Origin of the sequence: Notoacmeibacter marinus (assembly GCF_002238045.1) — a bacterium.
Classification (GTDB): Bacteria; Pseudomonadota; Alphaproteobacteria; order Rhizobiales; family Rhizobiaceae; genus Notoacmeibacter; species Notoacmeibacter marinus.
In genome coordinates, this window is record NZ_NBYO01000001.1 from 53183 (window position 1) to 69321 (window position 16139).

Annotated in this window: 12 protein-coding genes and 2 tRNA genes; 5 read left to right on the forward strand and 9 right to left on the reverse strand. The window is 60.8% G+C overall.

The window, feature by feature from the left end:
* The first annotated feature begins 4 nt into the window (after positions 1-4).
* Together B7H23_RS00240 and B7H23_RS00245 are read left to right on the forward strand one after the other, a co-directional pair.
* The gene (locus B7H23_RS00240; protein ID WP_094075425.1) at positions 5-2740 is read left to right on the forward strand and encodes an arsenate reductase (azurin) large subunit; all 2736 of its coding nucleotides are present in this window, start codon (positions 5-7) and stop codon (positions 2738-2740) included.
* Between the two features lie 77 nt (positions 2741-2817).
* Positions 2818-3333, forward strand: a complete 516-nt coding sequence (locus B7H23_RS00245) for a DUF2478 domain-containing protein (RefSeq protein WP_094075426.1) — start codon at positions 2818-2820, stop codon at positions 3331-3333.
* Here the strand turns inward: B7H23_RS00245 and cysQ are convergent.
* The 5 genes from cysQ to kdsA form a co-directional block, all read right to left on the reverse strand.
* Positions 3310-4191 (reverse strand): 3'(2'),5'-bisphosphate nucleotidase CysQ, encoded by an 882-nt coding sequence (gene cysQ, locus B7H23_RS00250; RefSeq protein WP_094075427.1) that lies wholly within the window; start codon positions 4189-4191, stop codon positions 3310-3312. The genes B7H23_RS00245 and cysQ overlap by 24 nt on opposite strands.
* Complete coding sequence (gene cysN, locus B7H23_RS00255) at positions 4191-6116, reverse strand: sulfate adenylyltransferase subunit CysN (RefSeq protein WP_094075428.1); 1926 nt, start codon at positions 6114-6116, stop codon at positions 4191-4193. Before cysN ends, cysQ begins: the two co-directional genes overlap by 1 nt.
* Positions 6116-7021, reverse strand: coding sequence for a sulfate adenylyltransferase subunit CysD (cysD, locus tag B7H23_RS00260; RefSeq protein WP_094075429.1), 906 nt, complete (start codon positions 7019-7021; stop codon positions 6116-6118). The genes cysN and cysD overlap by 1 nt, the downstream gene beginning before the upstream one ends.
* A 136-nt stretch (positions 7022-7157) precedes the next feature.
* Entirely contained in the window at positions 7158-8672 is a 1515-nt protein-coding gene (locus tag B7H23_RS00265; protein WP_094075430.1) for a phosphomannomutase/phosphoglucomutase, read from the reverse strand.
* 29 nt (positions 8673-8701) lie between these two features.
* A complete protein-coding gene (gene kdsA, locus B7H23_RS00270) occupies positions 8702-9532 on the reverse strand; it encodes a 3-deoxy-8-phosphooctulonate synthase (protein ID WP_094075431.1) in 831 nt (276 codons plus the stop codon).
* Positions 9533-9785: 253 nt separating this feature from the next.
* Between kdsA and egtB the strand changes: the two genes are divergently transcribed.
* Together egtB and egtD are read left to right on the forward strand one after the other, a co-directional pair.
* Positions 9786-11039, forward strand: coding sequence for an ergothioneine biosynthesis protein EgtB (gene egtB, locus B7H23_RS00275; protein WP_094075432.1), 1254 nt, complete (start codon positions 9786-9788; stop codon positions 11037-11039).
* The gene (gene egtD, locus B7H23_RS00280; protein ID WP_094075433.1) at positions 11032-11970 is read left to right on the forward strand and encodes an L-histidine N(alpha)-methyltransferase; all 939 of its coding nucleotides are present in this window, start codon (positions 11032-11034) and stop codon (positions 11968-11970) included. Before egtB ends, egtD begins: the two co-directional genes overlap by 8 nt.
* 51 nt (positions 11971-12021) lie before the next feature.
* Here egtD and B7H23_RS00285 read toward each other — a convergent pair.
* A tRNA-Asp gene (locus tag B7H23_RS00285) sits at positions 12022-12098 on the reverse strand.
* Between the two features lie 224 nt (positions 12099-12322).
* Here B7H23_RS00285 and B7H23_RS00290 point away from each other — a divergent pair.
* Positions 12323-12398 (forward strand) — tRNA-Val (locus tag B7H23_RS00290).
* A gap of 73 nt (positions 12399-12471) precedes the next feature.
* On the opposite strand, the gene B7H23_RS00295 is transcribed toward B7H23_RS00290, so the two are convergent.
* From B7H23_RS00295 to lon, 3 genes are all read right to left on the reverse strand, one after another.
* On the reverse strand, positions 12472-12879 hold the full coding sequence (locus B7H23_RS00295) for a hypothetical protein (protein ID WP_094075434.1): 408 nt from the start codon (positions 12877-12879) through the stop codon (positions 12472-12474).
* Positions 12880-13193: 314 nt separating this feature from the next.
* Complete coding sequence (hupB, locus tag B7H23_RS00305) at positions 13194-13532, reverse strand: DNA-binding protein HupB (protein ID WP_276294032.1); 339 nt, start codon at positions 13530-13532, stop codon at positions 13194-13196.
* A 125-nt stretch (positions 13533-13657) separates the two neighbouring features.
* Positions 13658-16078: an endopeptidase La gene (gene lon / locus B7H23_RS00310; RefSeq protein ID WP_094075437.1), complete on the reverse strand. Its 2421-nt coding sequence runs from the start codon at positions 16076-16078 to the stop codon at positions 13658-13660.
* Between the last annotated feature and the right edge of the window lie 61 nt (positions 16079-16139).

A 16139-nucleotide genomic window follows, 5' to 3' on the forward strand; every position in this document is an offset into this window, starting at 1 on the left:
TCAAATGACGACTCCCTATGACAATCCCGACGTCGACGTCGTTCCTCTACCGCCAGTCGACGCGGAAAAAATCACCACGGCCTGCGATTACTGCATCGTGGCCTGCGGCTATCTCGCCTATCGCTGGCCCGTGGGCCGGCAGGGCGGACCGGCTGCCGATCAGAACGCGCTCGGGATCGATTTCCCGACGGGTGCGCCGCTGACCGCCTGGGTCAGCCCGAACCAGCACAACATCGTCGACCATGAGGGCCGGCCGCATCACGTCATCATCATTCCCGATCCGGACACGCCGGTCGTCAACGTGGACGGCAACCACTCCATCCGGGGCGGCACGCTGGCCCAGAAGCTCTACAACCCGACGACACCGACGCGCGAACGTCTGCGCGAGCCGATGATCCGCGTCGTCGATACGCTCACGCCCGTCTCCTGGGACGTCGTGACCGACGTCATGGCGGAAGTGTCCAAATATGTCCTGGAGAAGCATGGCGTTCACGCCTGGGGCATGAAGACCTATTCGTACGAGTTCTTCGAGAACACCTATGCGATCTCCAAGCTGGTGCACAATTCGATCGGCACGCCGATCTACGCACCGCACGACAAGCCGCAGGCCGCCGAAGACACGCCCGGCCTCGACGACGCCGGCATCAACGCCTTCTCGGCGAGCTATGACGATTGGGGCATGACCGATGTCGCCTTCTGCTCGGGCGTCGATCCGTACGAGACGAAGACCGTGCTCTTCACCTCCTGGATGATGTATGGCGACAATCCAGACAAGAAGATGATCATGGTGACGCCGCACCGGACCATGGGCGTGCAATACGCCCTGGAAAATGGCGGCCTTTGGCTTCCGGTCATTCCGGGGTCCGACACCGCGCTACATCTGGCGATCTCGAAGATCATCCTACAGAACAACTGGCAGGACCAGGAGTTCATCGACAAGTGGATCGCCAATCGCTGGGAGGTCAACTCCGGCTATGGCCGCGGCACGCGCAACACGCGCTGGCAGTGGCGGACGACCTGGGGCCGCTACCAGTCCGACTGGGAAGACTACCAGAAATTCATCATGGAAGAGCCTGCCGCGGACCTTGCCAAGGCGGCCGAGATCACCGGCCTGAAGCCGGAGCTGATCGAGCAGGCGGCCGAGATGATCGCCAAGCCGAAGGAAGACGGCACCCGCGTGAAGACATCCTTCATGCTGGAAAAGGGCAATTACTGGTCCAACAACTACATGAACACGGCGTCGCTCGCCTCCCTCGGGCTGGTCTGCGGCGCGGGCAACCGCCCCGGTCAGGTCATCTCGCGCGGCGGCGGCCACCAGCGCGGCTGGATGGGCTCCGGTCCCAAGCGCGTCTATCTGTCGCCGGAGAAGCATCCCGGACGGCGCAAGAAGTCCGTCAATGTCGACCGCTGGGTCATGGACGGCAATGTCCGCTTCATGTGGGTGATGGGAACGGTCTGGTTCCCGGCCATGCTCGCCAGCCAGGAACTGGGCTCTCGCGTCCATGACCTCGTCAAGGAAAGCAAGCATCAGCCGCGCAGCGTCGACCGCGATCATCTGATCGAGGTCTACAAGAAGCGGGTGGACGAAGGCGGCATGGTGCTGGTCAATTCGGACATCTATCCGGTCGACCCGCTGAACACCCAGATCGCCGACATCGTGCTGCCGGCCGCGGCATGGGGCGAAGAGGACCGCTCGCGCTGTAACGCCGAACGTCGCCTGCGCCTCTATTCCAAGATCGCCGACGCGCCCGGAGACGCCAAATCGGACTGGTGGGCCATTGCCCAGTTTGCCCAGAAGATGGGGTTCGAAGGGTTCGAATGGGAAAATTCCGCCGACATCTTCGAAGAGGCGGCCCGTTTCTCCCGCACCGGCGTGCTATCTTACTACGCCCTTCACAAGAAGGCGCAGGAAGAAGGCAAGCGCAGCCATGACAAGCTGCGCGAGCTCGGCACCACCGGCATTCAGACGCCGATCCGCATGATCGACGGCGAACTTGTCGGCACCAAGCGCCTGCACGACCCAGACAATGATTGGGGCGAGATCGAAGGGGCCGTGGCCGACCAGAAGTGGCTCTATTCCTTCGGCACCCATTCGGGCAAAGCTCTGCTGCTGCGCACGCCCTGGGAGAACAATGCCTGGTCCGATTTTTACGAGGCGATCAAGCCGCGCGCCGAAAAGGATGAGGTCTGGATCACCAATGGCCGGGTGAACGAAACCTGGCAATCGGGCTTCGACGACCGCCGCAAGCCTTATCTGGCAAAACGCTGGCCGTGGCCGTACATCTTCATTCATCCGGAGGATGCGGAACCGCGCGGCATCGAATCGGGCGATCTGGTCGAAGGCTACAACGACACGGTCTATATCCAGAGCGGGCGGCCCGTGGGCGTTCAGTCGGATGATCTGTCCTTCACCAAGCTGAAGGAGGATGGCCACATCACGACGACCGAGGGCAGCTTCGTTGCCGTCGCCATCGTGTCGGACGAGATGCGTCCGGGGGTGACAATGGCCAACTTCAACTATCCCGGCAGCCAGGCGAACTCGGTCTGTCACGCGGTGCCCGATCCGGTCAGCGGCAACTATCGCTACAAGCTGGGACGAGGCGTCATCCGCCGCGTCGGCGAATCTCCGTACAAGAACAATTTCGATGAGATGAGCCTGAAGCCGCGACCGGTCCCGATGGTGGCCACTGACGACGCCACTCCCTGGGACTTCGACTCCGTCATTCAGCGCAAGGGCTGAACCGGCAAATCGAAATGGCGGGATTGCTCAAATCCCGCCATTTCTGCTTAACTTCGAACAACAATCGGGGAAACCGGATGAAACTCGCCGTCGTCTCATCACCGGTTCCTGGTCAGGTCAACGCGGTTCTGTCCAACGTTGCCTTGTATCTGGAACAAAGGAGCTGGCGTTTGGCCGGGCTCGTTCAGTCTGACGTCGACCGACCCGACAGACGCCATGCCGACATGCATGTGCGTGTTCTGCCGAATGGCGAGACGTTTCGCATCAGCCAGGATCTCGGATCGAATTCGCGTGGCTGTCGACTGGATACGGCTTCGCTTGAAGCGGCCGTCGGTATCGTGACCGAGGCCATGAGCGGCGATATCGACCTGCTCATCGTCAACAAATTCGGCAAGCAGGAAGCGCAAGGCGGCGGCTTTCACGCCTTGATCGGCGAAGCGGTGCTGCGCGGCATCCCTGTCCTGACGGCCGTAAACAATCTCAATCGAGCGGCCTTCGATGATTTTTCCGGCGGTCTGGCGCACGAATTGCCGGCTGTCGAAGAGGATATCCTCGGCTGGCTGTCCAAGTCACGAGTCGGCAGAGCCGCCTGAACTGATTTGTTTCGACACAGGAATGCTCTCGCACGCTCCTTCGGCCAGCACCCGCTCCAGCAATTCTTCGTTCCCGGCACAGATGAACGGTCCATTGGCAAAATCGGCATCGTCTGCCTGATCGGTCTTGCCATAGACGAGCGCTTGTCCGTCCGGCTTCCGGGTCAGGCCGCCAGCGGCGCGAAGAACGGCGTCGCCCGCCGCCGTATCCCATTCCATCGTTCGCCCGAAGCGCGGGTAGAGATCGGCCTCTCCTTCCGCCAGCAGACAGAATTTCAGCGATGAGCCGACCGAAACGGTCTGCGCCTTCGGGCAACTTGCGATGAACCGGTCAGTCTGCGGCGTTCGGTGGGAAACACTGGCGACGACGCGCAGCGGTGTCGCGGGGCGCTGGGAGGCAATAGGATGGCGACCATCGATAGCGCCCTGCTGCATGATGGCACGGGCCGATATGGCTCCAGCCGGCGAACCAGCCCAGATCTGCTGTCGGGCAGGCGCCAGCACGACGCCGACGGTCGGAACGCCGTCTTCGATCAGGGCGATATTGACGGTGAAATCGTCATTGTCCTTGATGAATTCGCGAGTGCCGTCCAGCGCATCGACCAGAACGAAACGCCCGCCCGAAATGTCGGGTCGCCGACCTGCTGCGACCTCTTCCTCGGCGACAACCGGTATGTTGGGAAGCTCGTCCGCCAGCCCTTTCAGGATGATGGCCTCGGCTGTCCTGTCGGCCTCGGTGACGGGGGAATCGTCGGTCTTGCATTCGACTTCGATTCCCCTTGCCCGAATGGCGAGGATTGCCCTGCCCGCCTCCAATGCAAGCCGTTCGAAAATCTCCAGAACGGCTTGGCTTTGCATCAAATATAACCTCGTTCGATCATCCACGCTTCGATCTCGTCGGCCATGTCTTCCGCCGTCCGGTCCTTGGCCTTCAGGTGGATTTCGGCGCGCTCCGGCAGTTCGAACGGGCTATCGACGCCGGTGAAGTTCTCGATTTCGCCGGCATAGGCTTTCTTGTAAAGACCCTTCGGATCGCGACGGGCGCATTCCTCGATGGGCGTATCCACCCAGATCGTGATCATTTCGCCCTCGTCGAGCAGATCGCGCACCATCCGCCGCTCCGCCCGGAAGGGCGAAATGAAGGAGCAGAGGACGATCAGCCCGGCATCCGACATGAGTTTGGCGACCTCGCCGACGCGGCGGATATTCTCCACCCGATCCTCGTCGGTGAAACCGAGATCGCGGTTGAGCCCATGGCGCACATTGTCGCCGTCCAGCGTATAGGTATGCTTACCCTTGGCGTGCAGGCGCTTCTCCAGAATGTTCGCGACGGTGGATTTGCCGGAGCCGGATAGACCCGTGAACCACAGCACGGCGGGTTTCTGCCCCTTGGCCTCGGCGCGGGAGGCCTTGTTCACGTCGAGCGCCTGCCAGTGGATATTGTCGGCGCGGCGGAGAGCCGAATTGATCATACCCGCCCCGACTGTCGCATTGGTCACGCGGTCGATCAGGACGAACGCGCCGGTCGCCCGGTTCTTCGCATAGGGATCGAAGGCCAGATCGCTCTGCGTGGCGATGTTGATCACACCGACCTCGTTGAGGTCGAGGTGTCGGGCGGCCTCCTCAGCGAATGTGTTGACGTCGACCTTGTGCCGAAGCGCCGTGACATTGGCCGACACCTGGTCGGTTTCGGTCCGCAGAATGTAGGACCGACCGGGCAGCAGCGGCTGCTCGCCGAACCAGACGATATTGGCCTCGAACTGGCTGGCAATGTGCGGTCGCTCTTCGGGTGCGACCAGCATGTTGCCGCGCGAGACCTCGATTTCGTCGTTCAGAACGAGCGTAACCGCCTGCCCGGTGGCGGCTGCCTCCAGATTGCCGTCCATGGAGACGATCCGTGAAACCCGCGCGGTCTTGCCGCTCTTGGCGACGACAACCTCATCGCCGACTGCAACTGCCCCGGACGCGACTGTTCCGGCAAAACCACGGAAATCCAGATGCGGGCGGTTCACATATTGCACCGGAAAACGCAGCGGCAGATCGTCCGTCCGGTCGTCGACCGCGACGGTTTCGAGATGATCGAGAAGCGTCGGGCCATCATACCAGCCCATTTTCCGGCTACGCGTCGTGACATTGTCGCCGTAGCGGGCGCTCATCGGGATCGGAGTGATCGTCTCGAAGCCGAAATCGGCAGCGAAACGCCGGTAGTCGGCAACGATCTGGTCGAAGGTCTCCTGGCTGTAATCGGCCAGATCGATCTTGTTGATAGCGACGACGATGTGGCGAATGCCGAGCAGCGACGCGATGAAGGAGTGGCGGCGCGTCTGAGGCAGAACGCCCTTGCGGGCATCGATCAGCACGATGGCGAGATCGGCGGTTGAGGCGCCCGTCGCCATGTTGCGGGTGTATTGCTCGTGACCGGGCGTATCGGCCACGATGAATTTGCGCCGGGCCGTGGCGAAGAAGCGGTAGGCGACATCGATGGTGATGCCCTGCTCCCGCTCGCTTTCGAGACCGTCGACGAGCAGGGCGAAATCAATGTCCTCGCCCGTTGTGCCGAATTTCTTCGACTCGCTCTCCAGCGAGGCCAGTTGATCCTCGAAGATCAGTTTGGTGTCGTAGAGAAGCCGGCCGATCAGGGTCGACTTGCCGTCATCCACCGATCCGCAGGTCAGAAAGCGCAGAAAGCTCTTGGCTTCCTGCTCGGCGAGAAAGGCGGCGACAGTATCGGCCGCCGTGATTTCGGCTTCATCCAGCCGGTCGAGTTTGGCGAGCGCGCTCATCAGAAATACCCCTCGCGTTTCTTCTTTTCCATCGAGCCGGCCTCGTCCTTGTCGATCAGGCGGCCCTGTCGTTCGGAGGTGCGGGCGACCAGCATCTCGGCGACGATCGCTTCGAGCGTGTCGGCCTCGCTTTCGATAGCGCCGGTCAGCGGGTAGCAACCGAGCGTACGGAACCGGACCATCTGCTCCTTCGGTTCTTCGCCGGGCAGAAGCTCCATGCGGTCATCATCGCGCATGATGAGCATGCCGTCGCGCTCGACCACGGGACGTTGCTTGGCGAAATAGAGGGGCACAATAGGGATGCGCTCCTGCAGGATGTACTGCCAGATATCGAGCTCGGTCCAATTGGAGAGCGGGAAGACGCGGATCGATTCGCCCTTGGCGACGCGTGTGTTGTAGATATTCCACATTTCCGGCCGCTGGTTCTTCGGGTCCCAACCATGGCTGGCATTGCGGAACGAGAAGATACGCTCCTTGGCGCGGCTCTTCTCCTCATCGCGCCGCGCACCGCCGAAGGCCGCATCGAACCCGTATTTGTCGAGCGCCTGGCGCAGGCCGACCGTCTTGTAGAGGTGGGTGTGCACCGAGGAGCCGTGCGTGAACGGCCCGACGCCCTCGTCGCGTGCTTCCTCGTTTGTGTGAACCAGAAGATCGAACCCCTTGTCGCGTGCCATGCGGTCCCGAAACTCGATCATCTCGCGGAACTTCCAGGTCGTATCGACATGCAGAAAGGGAAAGGGCGGCGGCGCGGGATAGAAGGCCTTGAGTGCCAGATGCAGCATGACCGACGAATCCTTGCCCACCGAATAGAGCATGACAGGATTGTCGAAACTGGCCGCCACTTCACGGAAGATGTGGATCGATTCCGCTTCGAGCCGTTGCAGATGGGAAAGGGGGGCGTTCATGAATATTCCTGTCGCGGGGACGCAGAGTGGAGGTCGTACCCGAGTTGGTATGACCCTCGGCGATCCCAGCAAAGGAATAGTCGATTAAATATCCGGCGCAGATTAGGAGGCTTTGCCCGATGATAAGCTTGGCGGTTCAGATCGTCTGGTTATAGGCGCCCACCGCATCGTGACGGCGCAGGAGACTGTCTACCGCCTCGAACATCGCCCGCTTGCGGTCCTCGGAAACCGGGCTTTCGACTACGACAACGATCTCCGGCTTGTTGGACGAAGCGCGGACGAGGCCCCAGGTGCCCTCATCGTCCGTCACGCGGATGCCGTTGACGGTATTGGTTTCCGCAATCGGGTGACCGGCCAGCGTTTCGCCCATCCTCTCCATCTCGAGGATGGATTGCACGACATTCTCCACCACCTCGTATTTGACCTCGTCGGCGCAATGGGCGCTCATAGTCGGCGATCCGAAGGTCAGCGGCAGGTCGTCATAGAGGCCGCCCAGCGTTTGGCCGGGATTGCGATCCAGCATTCGTAGCACGGCGACGGCGGTCAGCAGGCCGTCATCATAGCCCCGGCCATAGGGCGGCCCGAAGAAGAAGTGGCCGGATTTCTCGAAGCCTGCGGTGGCGCCGAGATCGCGGACGCGGCGCTTGATGTAGGAATGACCGGTCTTGAAGTAGTCGGTCCGCGCGCCGAGGTCCTGAAGCACGGTATCGGTATGGTAAAGGCCGGTCGATTTGACGTCGACGACGAACTGGCCGCCGCCCTGCTCCCTAGCCATATCCCGCGCCAGCATCACGCCGATCTTATCGGCGAAGATTTCGCGGCCGGTCTCGTCCACCACGCCACAGCGGTCGCCATCGCCGTCGAAGCCGAGCGCCAGATCCGCCCCATGTTCGACCACCGCCGCCGCCATGGTGTGCAACATTTCCATGTCTTCGGGGTTCGGGTTGTAACGTGGAAAACTGTGGTCGAGTTCGCAATCGAGCGGGATCACCTCGCAACCGAGGCGCTCCAGTGCTTCCGGCGCAAACGCGCCGGCCGTGCCATTGCCGCAGGCGCAGACGACCTTGAGGCGGCGACCGATTTCGATGCCACCCGTCACTTCCTCGAGATAGCGCTCACGGAAACCTTCGACCCGATCGTAAGAGCCGCCCTTCGCCGTTTCGTACGCGCCGGAAAGCACGATGTCGCGCAGCGCCGCCATGTCGTCAGGCCCGAAGGTGACCGGCCGCTCGCAGCCCATCTTCACGCCGGTCCAGCCATTTTCATTGTGGCTCGCCGTCACCATGGCGACAGAGGGCGCATCCAGCGCGAACTGCGCGAAATAGGCCATGGGTGACAGCGCCAGACCAATATCAAGCACCTCGGCGCCGCCCGCCATCAGTCCCTGCGCCAGCGCCAGCTTGATCGAAAGCGAATAGGAGCGGAAATCGTGGCCGATTGCGATCCGCCGGCCGATCCCCTTTCGGGCGATCAATGTCGCCAGTCCCATGCCGAGCGCCTGCACGCCCAGCAGATTGAGTTCCGGCGGCTTGTCGCTGCCCGGATGGCCGAACCACCAGCGCGCATCGTATTCGCGAAACCCCGTTGGCTTGACCAGCGGGCGGGTCTCGAAAGCGTAGCTGTTCGGCTCGAGATCAGCAGCGGGCTTCATCTTGGCCTCCCCGGCGCTCAGGAACGTTGTCAGCCCTTGGTGACCGCATCGAAGGCCATCAGCCGTTCGAGCATGGCTTCCATCCGGTCGAGCGGCACCATGTTCGGACCGTCGGAGGGCGCGTTGTCGGGGTCTTGGTGGGTCTCGACGAACAGGCCCGCCACGCCGACGGCAATGGCAGCGCGCGAGAGCGTTTCGACGAAGCGCCGCTCCCCGCCGGTGGACCCGCCCTGCCCGCCCGGCTGCTGAACCGAATGGGTGGCATCGAAGATCACCGGCGCGCCGGTCTCGGCCATGATCGGCAGCGAGCGCATGTCGGAAACCAGCGTGTTGTAGCCGAAGGACGCGCCGCGCTCGGTCAGCAGCACGTTCGGATTGCCGCTCTCGACGATCTTGGCCAGCACGTTCGTCATGTCCCAGGGCGCCAGAAACTGGCCCTTCTTGACGTTGACGACGCGCCCGGTCTTCGCGGCGGCAACGAGCAGATCGGTCTGGCGGCACAGGAAGGCCGGGATCTGGAGAATATCGACGATCTCCCCCACCGTGGCGCACTGCTCTTCGGTATGGACATCCGTCAGAACCGGCAGGTCCAGCGCCTTCTTCAGATCGGCGAAGACCGGCAATGCGTCGTCCAGACCGATTCCACGCCTGCCGGAAAGCGAGGTCCGGTTCGCCTTGTCGAAGGAGGATTTGTAGACCAGCCCCAGACCCAGGCGACCGCAGATCTCTTTCAGCGCGCCGGCCATGTCGAACGCATGATCGCGGCTTTCCATCTGGCATGGGCCGGCGATCAGCGTGAAGGGCGCGTCATTGGCGAAGGATACCGATCCGGCGCGGACGGTGCGATTGGCCTGGACCATTAGCAGTCTGTCTCCTGTTGACACTCCGCGCCCTTCTAGCGGCAAAATTTGCGGTTTGCCATCGCGTCCTACGCGATCCACGGCAAGTGACGTTAAATGGTCATATCCTGCCTTTATCGTACCTGACTGGTGACACCACGGTGGCGGCAGCAAACATATATTCACCTTTACGCACGGGGCTTGTGCATTAGCTTTTCTGAAAACGTTTGGACCGACCCGTCAAGGGTTATCGATCCAGAGAAAGGCCCGAAGGATGACCGCACTCTTCGCGAAAGTTCTGGACGACGCGCCGCTGCTGGACCTGTTTCGTCAGACCCGCCAGCGCAGCCTTTCAATGATCGAAGGGCTGGAGCCGGAAGACATGGCCGTGCAGTCCATGGAGGACGCCAGTCCGACCAAATGGCATCTGGCGCATACGAGCTGGTTCTTCGAAGAGTTCGTTCTGCGACCATGCGATCCCGCCTATTCGTCTCCCGACGAGCGCTTCGCCTTTCTGTTCAATTCCTACTACGTGCAGGCCGGACCCCGCTATACAAGGGCACAACGCGGCCTCGTCACGCGTCCGACGATTTGCGATGTGCTGGCTTATCGCGCGCAGGTGGATGAAGCGGTGGAACGGCTCGTCGAGAGGGGCGCAGCGCCCGCCGACATTGTCGAACTCGGTTGTCACCACGAGATGCAGCATCAGGAACTGATGCTGACCGATCTTCTACATGTTCTCAGCCACAATCCGCTACGCCCCGCCTATCGCAAGCCGGAACCGCTGGAAGTACGCGATACGGGTGATCTGTCGTGGCTCGTCTTCGAAGGCGGCATCTTGCCGGTCGGCCATGGTGAGGAAACCTTCGCCTATGATTGCGAGACGCCCCGCCACGATCAGTTGATCCGCCCGTTCGAGATCGCCAATCGCTGCGTCACCAATCGCGAATGGATCGCCTTCATCGAGGATGGCGGCTATGCGCACGCGCCGCTTTGGCTGATGGATGGTTTCGCCACCGTCCAACGGGAGGGTTGGCGCGCGCCGGCCTATTGGTGGCAGGAAGATGGGCAGTGGATGCAGTTCAGTTTGCGCGGCGCCCAGCCGGTCGATCCGGATGCGCCGGTCAGCCATGTCAGCTATTACGAGGCCGACGCCTATGCGCGATGGGCCGGTGCGCGGCTACCGTCGGAGTTCGAATGGGAAATCGCATCGGGTCGGGTCGAAGACGGCAATTTCCATGAAACCGGGCGGCTACGCCCTTCGGCAGCTCAGCCTGGCAACACCATGCTGCAAATGTGGGGCGATGTCTGGGAATGGACGGCATCGGCCTTCCTGCCCTATCCCGGCTTCCAAACCGCAGAGGGCGCGGTTGGCGAATATAACGGCAAGTTCATGGTCAATCAGTTCGTTTTACGGGGCGGCTCCTGTTTCACCCCCGCCGCGCAAATGCGACGCACCTATCGCAATTTCTTCTATCCGCATCACCGCTGGCAGATGACTGGCCTGCGACTGGCGCGCGATGCTTGAAAGGCTCGATACGCAGTTCCGCGATTCAGTCCTGAACGGCCTTTCGCAGGACCCGAAAACGCTCGAGCCGAAATGGTTCTATGATGCGGAAGGTTCCGCGCTGTTCGACCAGATCTGCCAATTGCCAGAATATTATCCAACACGTACGGAGGCCGCCATTCTGCAAGAGCGGGCCGGTGAGATCGCGGACGCGCTTGACGAAGGCGTGGTGCTGTACGAACCGGGTGCCGGATCGCTCAGGAAGGCGCGTATCGTTCTCGATGCATTGAAGAACCCGGCGGGATTCGTGCCGACCGACATATCCGCCACCCATCTTCACCGGGCCGCAGAGAGCCTTTCCTGCGACTTTCCAGACCTGCCCATCGATCCGGTCGGCTGCGACTTTACAAAACACCTCGCCATGCCGGCCGCCATCGATAAAGACATGCCGGTCACGCTGTTCTTCCCCGGCTCGACGATCGGCAATTTCGAACCCCGCCAGGCGGAGACGCTCTTGCGCCGCTTTCGCCAGGAGACGGGTGCAGTGCACCTTTTAATCGGTGTCGATCTTGTTAAGAACCAAGAAACGCTGGTCGCCGCGTATGATGATCGGGCAGGCGTGACCGCTGCATTCAATCTTAACCTTCTGAAACGGATCAACCGCGAACTCGGCGGCGATTTTTCGGTCGACCGGTTCCGCCACATTGCTCTGTTCAATGAGAGGAAAAGCCGGATCGAAATGCATCTGGAAAGCCTCGGAGACCAGAGCGTCGGTATAGCAGACAGACGCTTTGACTTCGTCGCCGGCGAGCGCATCCACACCGAAAATTCCTACAAATATTCGCCCGAACATTTTACAGAACTTGCCGCCAATACTGGCTGGGGCAACCCAAAGTTCTGGACCGACACAAAGAGCCTGTTCGGCGTCTTCCTCTTCACCGCCGCTGCATGATGACAGCAAGGCGGCGGATCGATCCGTTCAGCCATTCGTTCGGAAAAACAATGGCGCGAGTGACGGGGCTCGAACCCGCGACCTCCGGCGTGACAGGCCGGCACTCTAACCAACTGAGCTACACCCGCGCATCGAAACGAACAGCGCATGTTGCGCCACCGCGTTCCGTGGAGCGCTGATTACGGTTTCGCCTCGGGACTGTCAACACGATTGAAGCCCTGCTGGCATGTTTTTCCGTTCTGCCGTAACGGTATTTCTTAATGGGCTGCCGGGATCGCTGTCCGGTGCATTTCCATCTTGCGCCATGCCGACAGACATCGTAGGCGTCGTGCGTCGATTTCGACCTTCTGTCGGGCGGTTAGCTCAGTTGGTAGAGCGCCTCGTTTACACCGAGGATGTCGGGAGTTCGAGCCTCTCACCGCCCACCATTTCCCCGCTCGGACTGCCGACAATTTCGCCTTGGGTCGATAAGAGTTCGCGCGTTCCGCAATCCGGCGACCGTCAGCCAGTCATCAATTCGCGGTAAGGCTCGTACTGTTCTTTCCGACAGGTATCGAACACAACCTGGACCGCGCCGGAAACCTTCCCGTCCTTGAAACCGATCGCATAGGTCGTAATGCCCATATAGGCGCCATACGCATTCTTCGCGTTCAGCCGAACACAGACAGCCGGAACCGTGCCGCCATACAGGATGCCTGCGAAGGCGCTTGTCGGACCGGATATTTCCGCATCGCGAACGCTATAGGGATCTTTCAGATGCCTGCGGAAATAGAGGGCCGTCTGTTCGCGGTAGTCGCTCGGCACGCTTTTCGAAATCTCGGTTTTGACGTCCGGTGGAGTCGTCTGGCAACCGGCAAGAAAACCAAGCGGAATCGCAAAAGAAACGATTGTCGCGATATGACGCAGCATGCCAATTGCCCCCAGTCTGCTGACCCTACTCCAAATGACCGACCCGCCGCCGCTTCACTATAGGCTGGCCTTGTCCGTGTACAAAACTGTTTCGACACTTGTCTGTCTCGACGACTGGCGGGCCGATGGGCGCCAACAATTCCAAGTCTGTGCAGAACGCACGATCGTTTTGGAAGCGGCGGATCAGACAGGGTCCTGCCCGCCGGCGGCAATTGCTCTCGGCGATCCCCACACGAAAAAGGCCGGTGCGCTGCGCACCGGCCCTTAGAATTTTTATTTCCCGGGCCGGGGGCATAACGGCCCGGCCACGCAAATCACTTCTTGTTAACGGAATCCTTCAGGCCCTTGCCGGCCGTGAACTTGGGAACGTTGCGGGCCGGAATGTCGACCTCAGCGCCCGTCTGTGGGTTACGGCCCTTCGAGGCACCGCGATGGCTCACGGAGAAATTGCCAAAACCGACCAAGCGGACATCGCCGCCCTTGCCGAGTTCGTTCTGAATGGCTTCGAACACCGCATCGACAGCATCGCCGGCTTCCGACTTGGACATGCTGGTCTTTTCGGCAACCGCCGCGACGAGTTCATTCTTGTTCATGGGATTCTCCTCTTCGAATCTGTCGACCGTAGAAGCCTGAGGCTCTTTTCCGGCACGTATTGTCCAGCCATCTACGCTCGTAGAATAACAGGGGCCTGCCACAGATACAGATAATTCAGGCCCTGAAAAGGCAGAAAAGGCCGGAAAACCCGGCCTTTTCCCCTGATATCTGTGGAAGAGACGCCTTAATGCGCCACCGCGGACTCCGTTGCGTCAGGTACCGTGGGTACCGACACAACCTCCGGTTCCGTCCATTCGATCGGTTCGGGCAGCCTTGTCAGGGCGTGACCCAGCACCTCTCCCACCCGGCTGACAGGGACGATCTCCAGACCTTCCTTCACATTATCGGGAATGTCCGCCAGATCCTTGGCATTGTCATCGGGGATCAGCACTTTCTTGATCCCGCCACGATGCGCGGCCAGCAGCTTTTCCTTCAAACCGCCGATGGGCAGGACCCGGCCACGCAACGTCACCTCGCCCGTCATGGCGATGTCCTTGCGGACGGGTATGCCCGTCATAACGGAAACGATAGAGGTCACCATGGCAATACCGGCCGACGGGCCATCCTTCGGCGTCGCACCCTCGGGCACATGGACGTGGATATCCCGTCGATCGAAGATGGGCGGCTCGATGCCGAAATCGACGGCCCGGCTGCGAACGTAAGACGCAGCGGCCGAAATCGACTCCTTCATCACATCCTTCAGGTTGCCGGTGACGGTCATCTTGCCCTTACCGGGCATCATCACGCCTTCGATCGTCAGGAGTTCGCCGCCGACTTCCGTCCAGGCCAGGCCTGTGACAACACCAACCTGATCCTCGCCCTCGGCCTCGCCGTAGCGGAAGCGCGGCACACCGAGGAAGTCTTCCAGATTCTCGTCCGTGACGGGCACGTTCGTGGCGTCGGCATCCTTCAGGATTTTGGTGACGGCCTTTCGAGCGAGCGTCATCAACTCGCGTTCGAGATTGCGGACGCCAGCTTCGCGCGTATAGGTCCGCACGATATGACGGATCGCCTCCTCACTGACCGAAAATTCGCCCTCTTTCAAAGCGTGGTCCTTGATAGCCTTTGGCAATAGATGCCGTTTGGCGATCTCGACCTTTTCATCCTCCGTATAGCCGGCGATGCGGATGATCTCCATCCGGTCCATCAACGGCGCTGGAATGTTCAGCGAATTAGCCGTCGTGATGAACATCACATTGGACAGATCGTAATCGACCTCGAGATAGTGATCGGCGAACGTGTTGTTCTGCGCCGGATCCAGCACCTCGAGCAGCGCCGAAGAGGGATCGCCGCGGAAATCCTGCCCAAGCTTGTCGATCTCGTCGAGCAGGAAGAGCGGGTTGTTCTTCTTGGCCTTCTTCATCGACTGGATGATCTTGCCGGGCATCGAGCCGATATAGGTCCGCCGATGACCGCGAATCTCCGCCTCGTCGCGGACGCCGCCAAGCGCCATGCGGACATATTCGCGGCCCGTCGCCTTGGCGATGGACTGGGCAAGCGACGTCTTGCCGACGCCGGGCGGGCCGACGAGGCAAAGGATCGGGCCCTTCAGCTTGCTCTGCCGGCTCTGCACCGCCAGGTATTCGACGATCCTTTCCTTGACCTTCTCAAGACCGTAATGATCGTCGTCCAGCACTTTCTGGGCAGCGTTCAGGTCGGTTTTGACACGGGATTTGCGGCCCCATGGAATGGACAGCAGCCAATCCAGATAGTTGCGCACGACCGTGGCCTCCGCGCTCATGGGGCTCATGGCGCGCAGCTTCTTCATCTCCGCTTCGGCCTTTTCGCGGGCCTCCTTGGAGAGCTTGGTCTGTTTGATCCGCTCTTCCAGTTCGCCCAGCTCGTCACGGCCATCCTCACCCTCACCGAGCTCCTTTTGGATCGCCTTCATCTGCTCGTTGAGATAATATTCGCGCTGGGTCTTCTCCATCTGGCGCTTGACGCGCGAGCGGATGCGCTTCTCCACTTGGAGAACGGATATCTCCGCCTCCATGAAGCCCATGGCCTTTTCCAGCCGGTCCTTGACCGGAATGGTCGCCAGCATCTCCTGCTTCTCGGGGATCTTGATCGCAAGATGGCTGGCGATCGTATCGGCGAGCTTGGAAAACTCCTCGATCTGGCCGGCAGCGCCAACCACTTCGGGACTAATCTTCTTGTTGAGTTTGACGTAATTTTCGAAATCGGAGACGACCGAGCGCGCCAAAGCCTCGATCTCCACCGCGTCCTCGTCCGGCTCGCCGAGAATCTCGGCATCGGCCTCGTGAAACTCTTCACGATCTGTGAACGCGGTCAGGCGTGCGCGTGACTGGCCTTCGACCAAGACTTTGACCGTGCCGTCCGGCAGTTTCAGCAATTGCATGACCGTTGCGAGCGTACCGATCTCGAAAATATCCTCGGAAGCGGGATCGTCATCGGTCGAGTTCTTTTGCGTTGCAAGGAGGATCTGCTTGTCCGCACTCATCACGTCTTCCAGCGCGGCAATGGATTTGCTGCGCCCGACGAAGAGGGGGACAATCATGTGTGGGAAAACGACGATATCGCGCAGGGGAAGCACCGCATACCGGCCTTCGGCAATCACATCGACCCGCTGTTCCTTATCAGGCATCTTGTTCCTTTCTTGGCCCGCATGGGCCATTCGGCAGCGTCTCGAACATCCCGAAGGCTGG

Coding starts and splice junctions, on each gene's coding strand:
- B7H23_RS00295 (WP_094075434.1), bottom strand. CDS start 12,879: ATGCTGCGTCATATCGCGACAATCGTTTCTTTTGCGATTCCGCTTGGT.
- cysD (WP_094075429.1), bottom strand. CDS start 7,021: ATGAACGCCCCCCTTTCCCATCTGCAACGGCTCGAAGCGGAATCGATC.
- egtD (WP_094075433.1), top strand. CDS start 11,032: ATGCTTGAAAGGCTCGATACGCAGTTCCGCGATTCAGTCCTGAACGGC.
- cysN (WP_094075428.1), bottom strand. CDS start 6,116: ATGAGCGCGCTCGCCAAACTCGACCGGCTGGATGAAGCCGAAATCACG.
- B7H23_RS00240 (WP_094075425.1), top strand. CDS start 5: ATGACGACTCCCTATGACAATCCCGACGTCGACGTCGTTCCTCTACCG.
- cysQ (WP_094075427.1), bottom strand. CDS start 4,191: ATGCAAAGCCAAGCCGTTCTGGAGATTTTCGAACGGCTTGCATTGGAG.
- lon (WP_094075437.1), bottom strand. CDS start 16,078: ATGCCTGATAAGGAACAGCGGGTCGATGTGATTGCCGAAGGCCGGTAT.
- kdsA (WP_094075431.1), bottom strand. CDS start 9,532: ATGGTCCAGGCCAATCGCACCGTCCGCGCCGGATCGGTATCCTTCGCC.
- B7H23_RS00265 (WP_094075430.1), bottom strand. CDS start 8,672: ATGAAGCCCGCTGCTGATCTCGAGCCGAACAGCTACGCTTTCGAGACC.
- B7H23_RS00245 (WP_094075426.1), top strand. CDS start 2,818: ATGAAACTCGCCGTCGTCTCATCACCGGTTCCTGGTCAGGTCAACGCG.
- egtB (WP_094075432.1), top strand. CDS start 9,786: ATGACCGCACTCTTCGCGAAAGTTCTGGACGACGCGCCGCTGCTGGAC.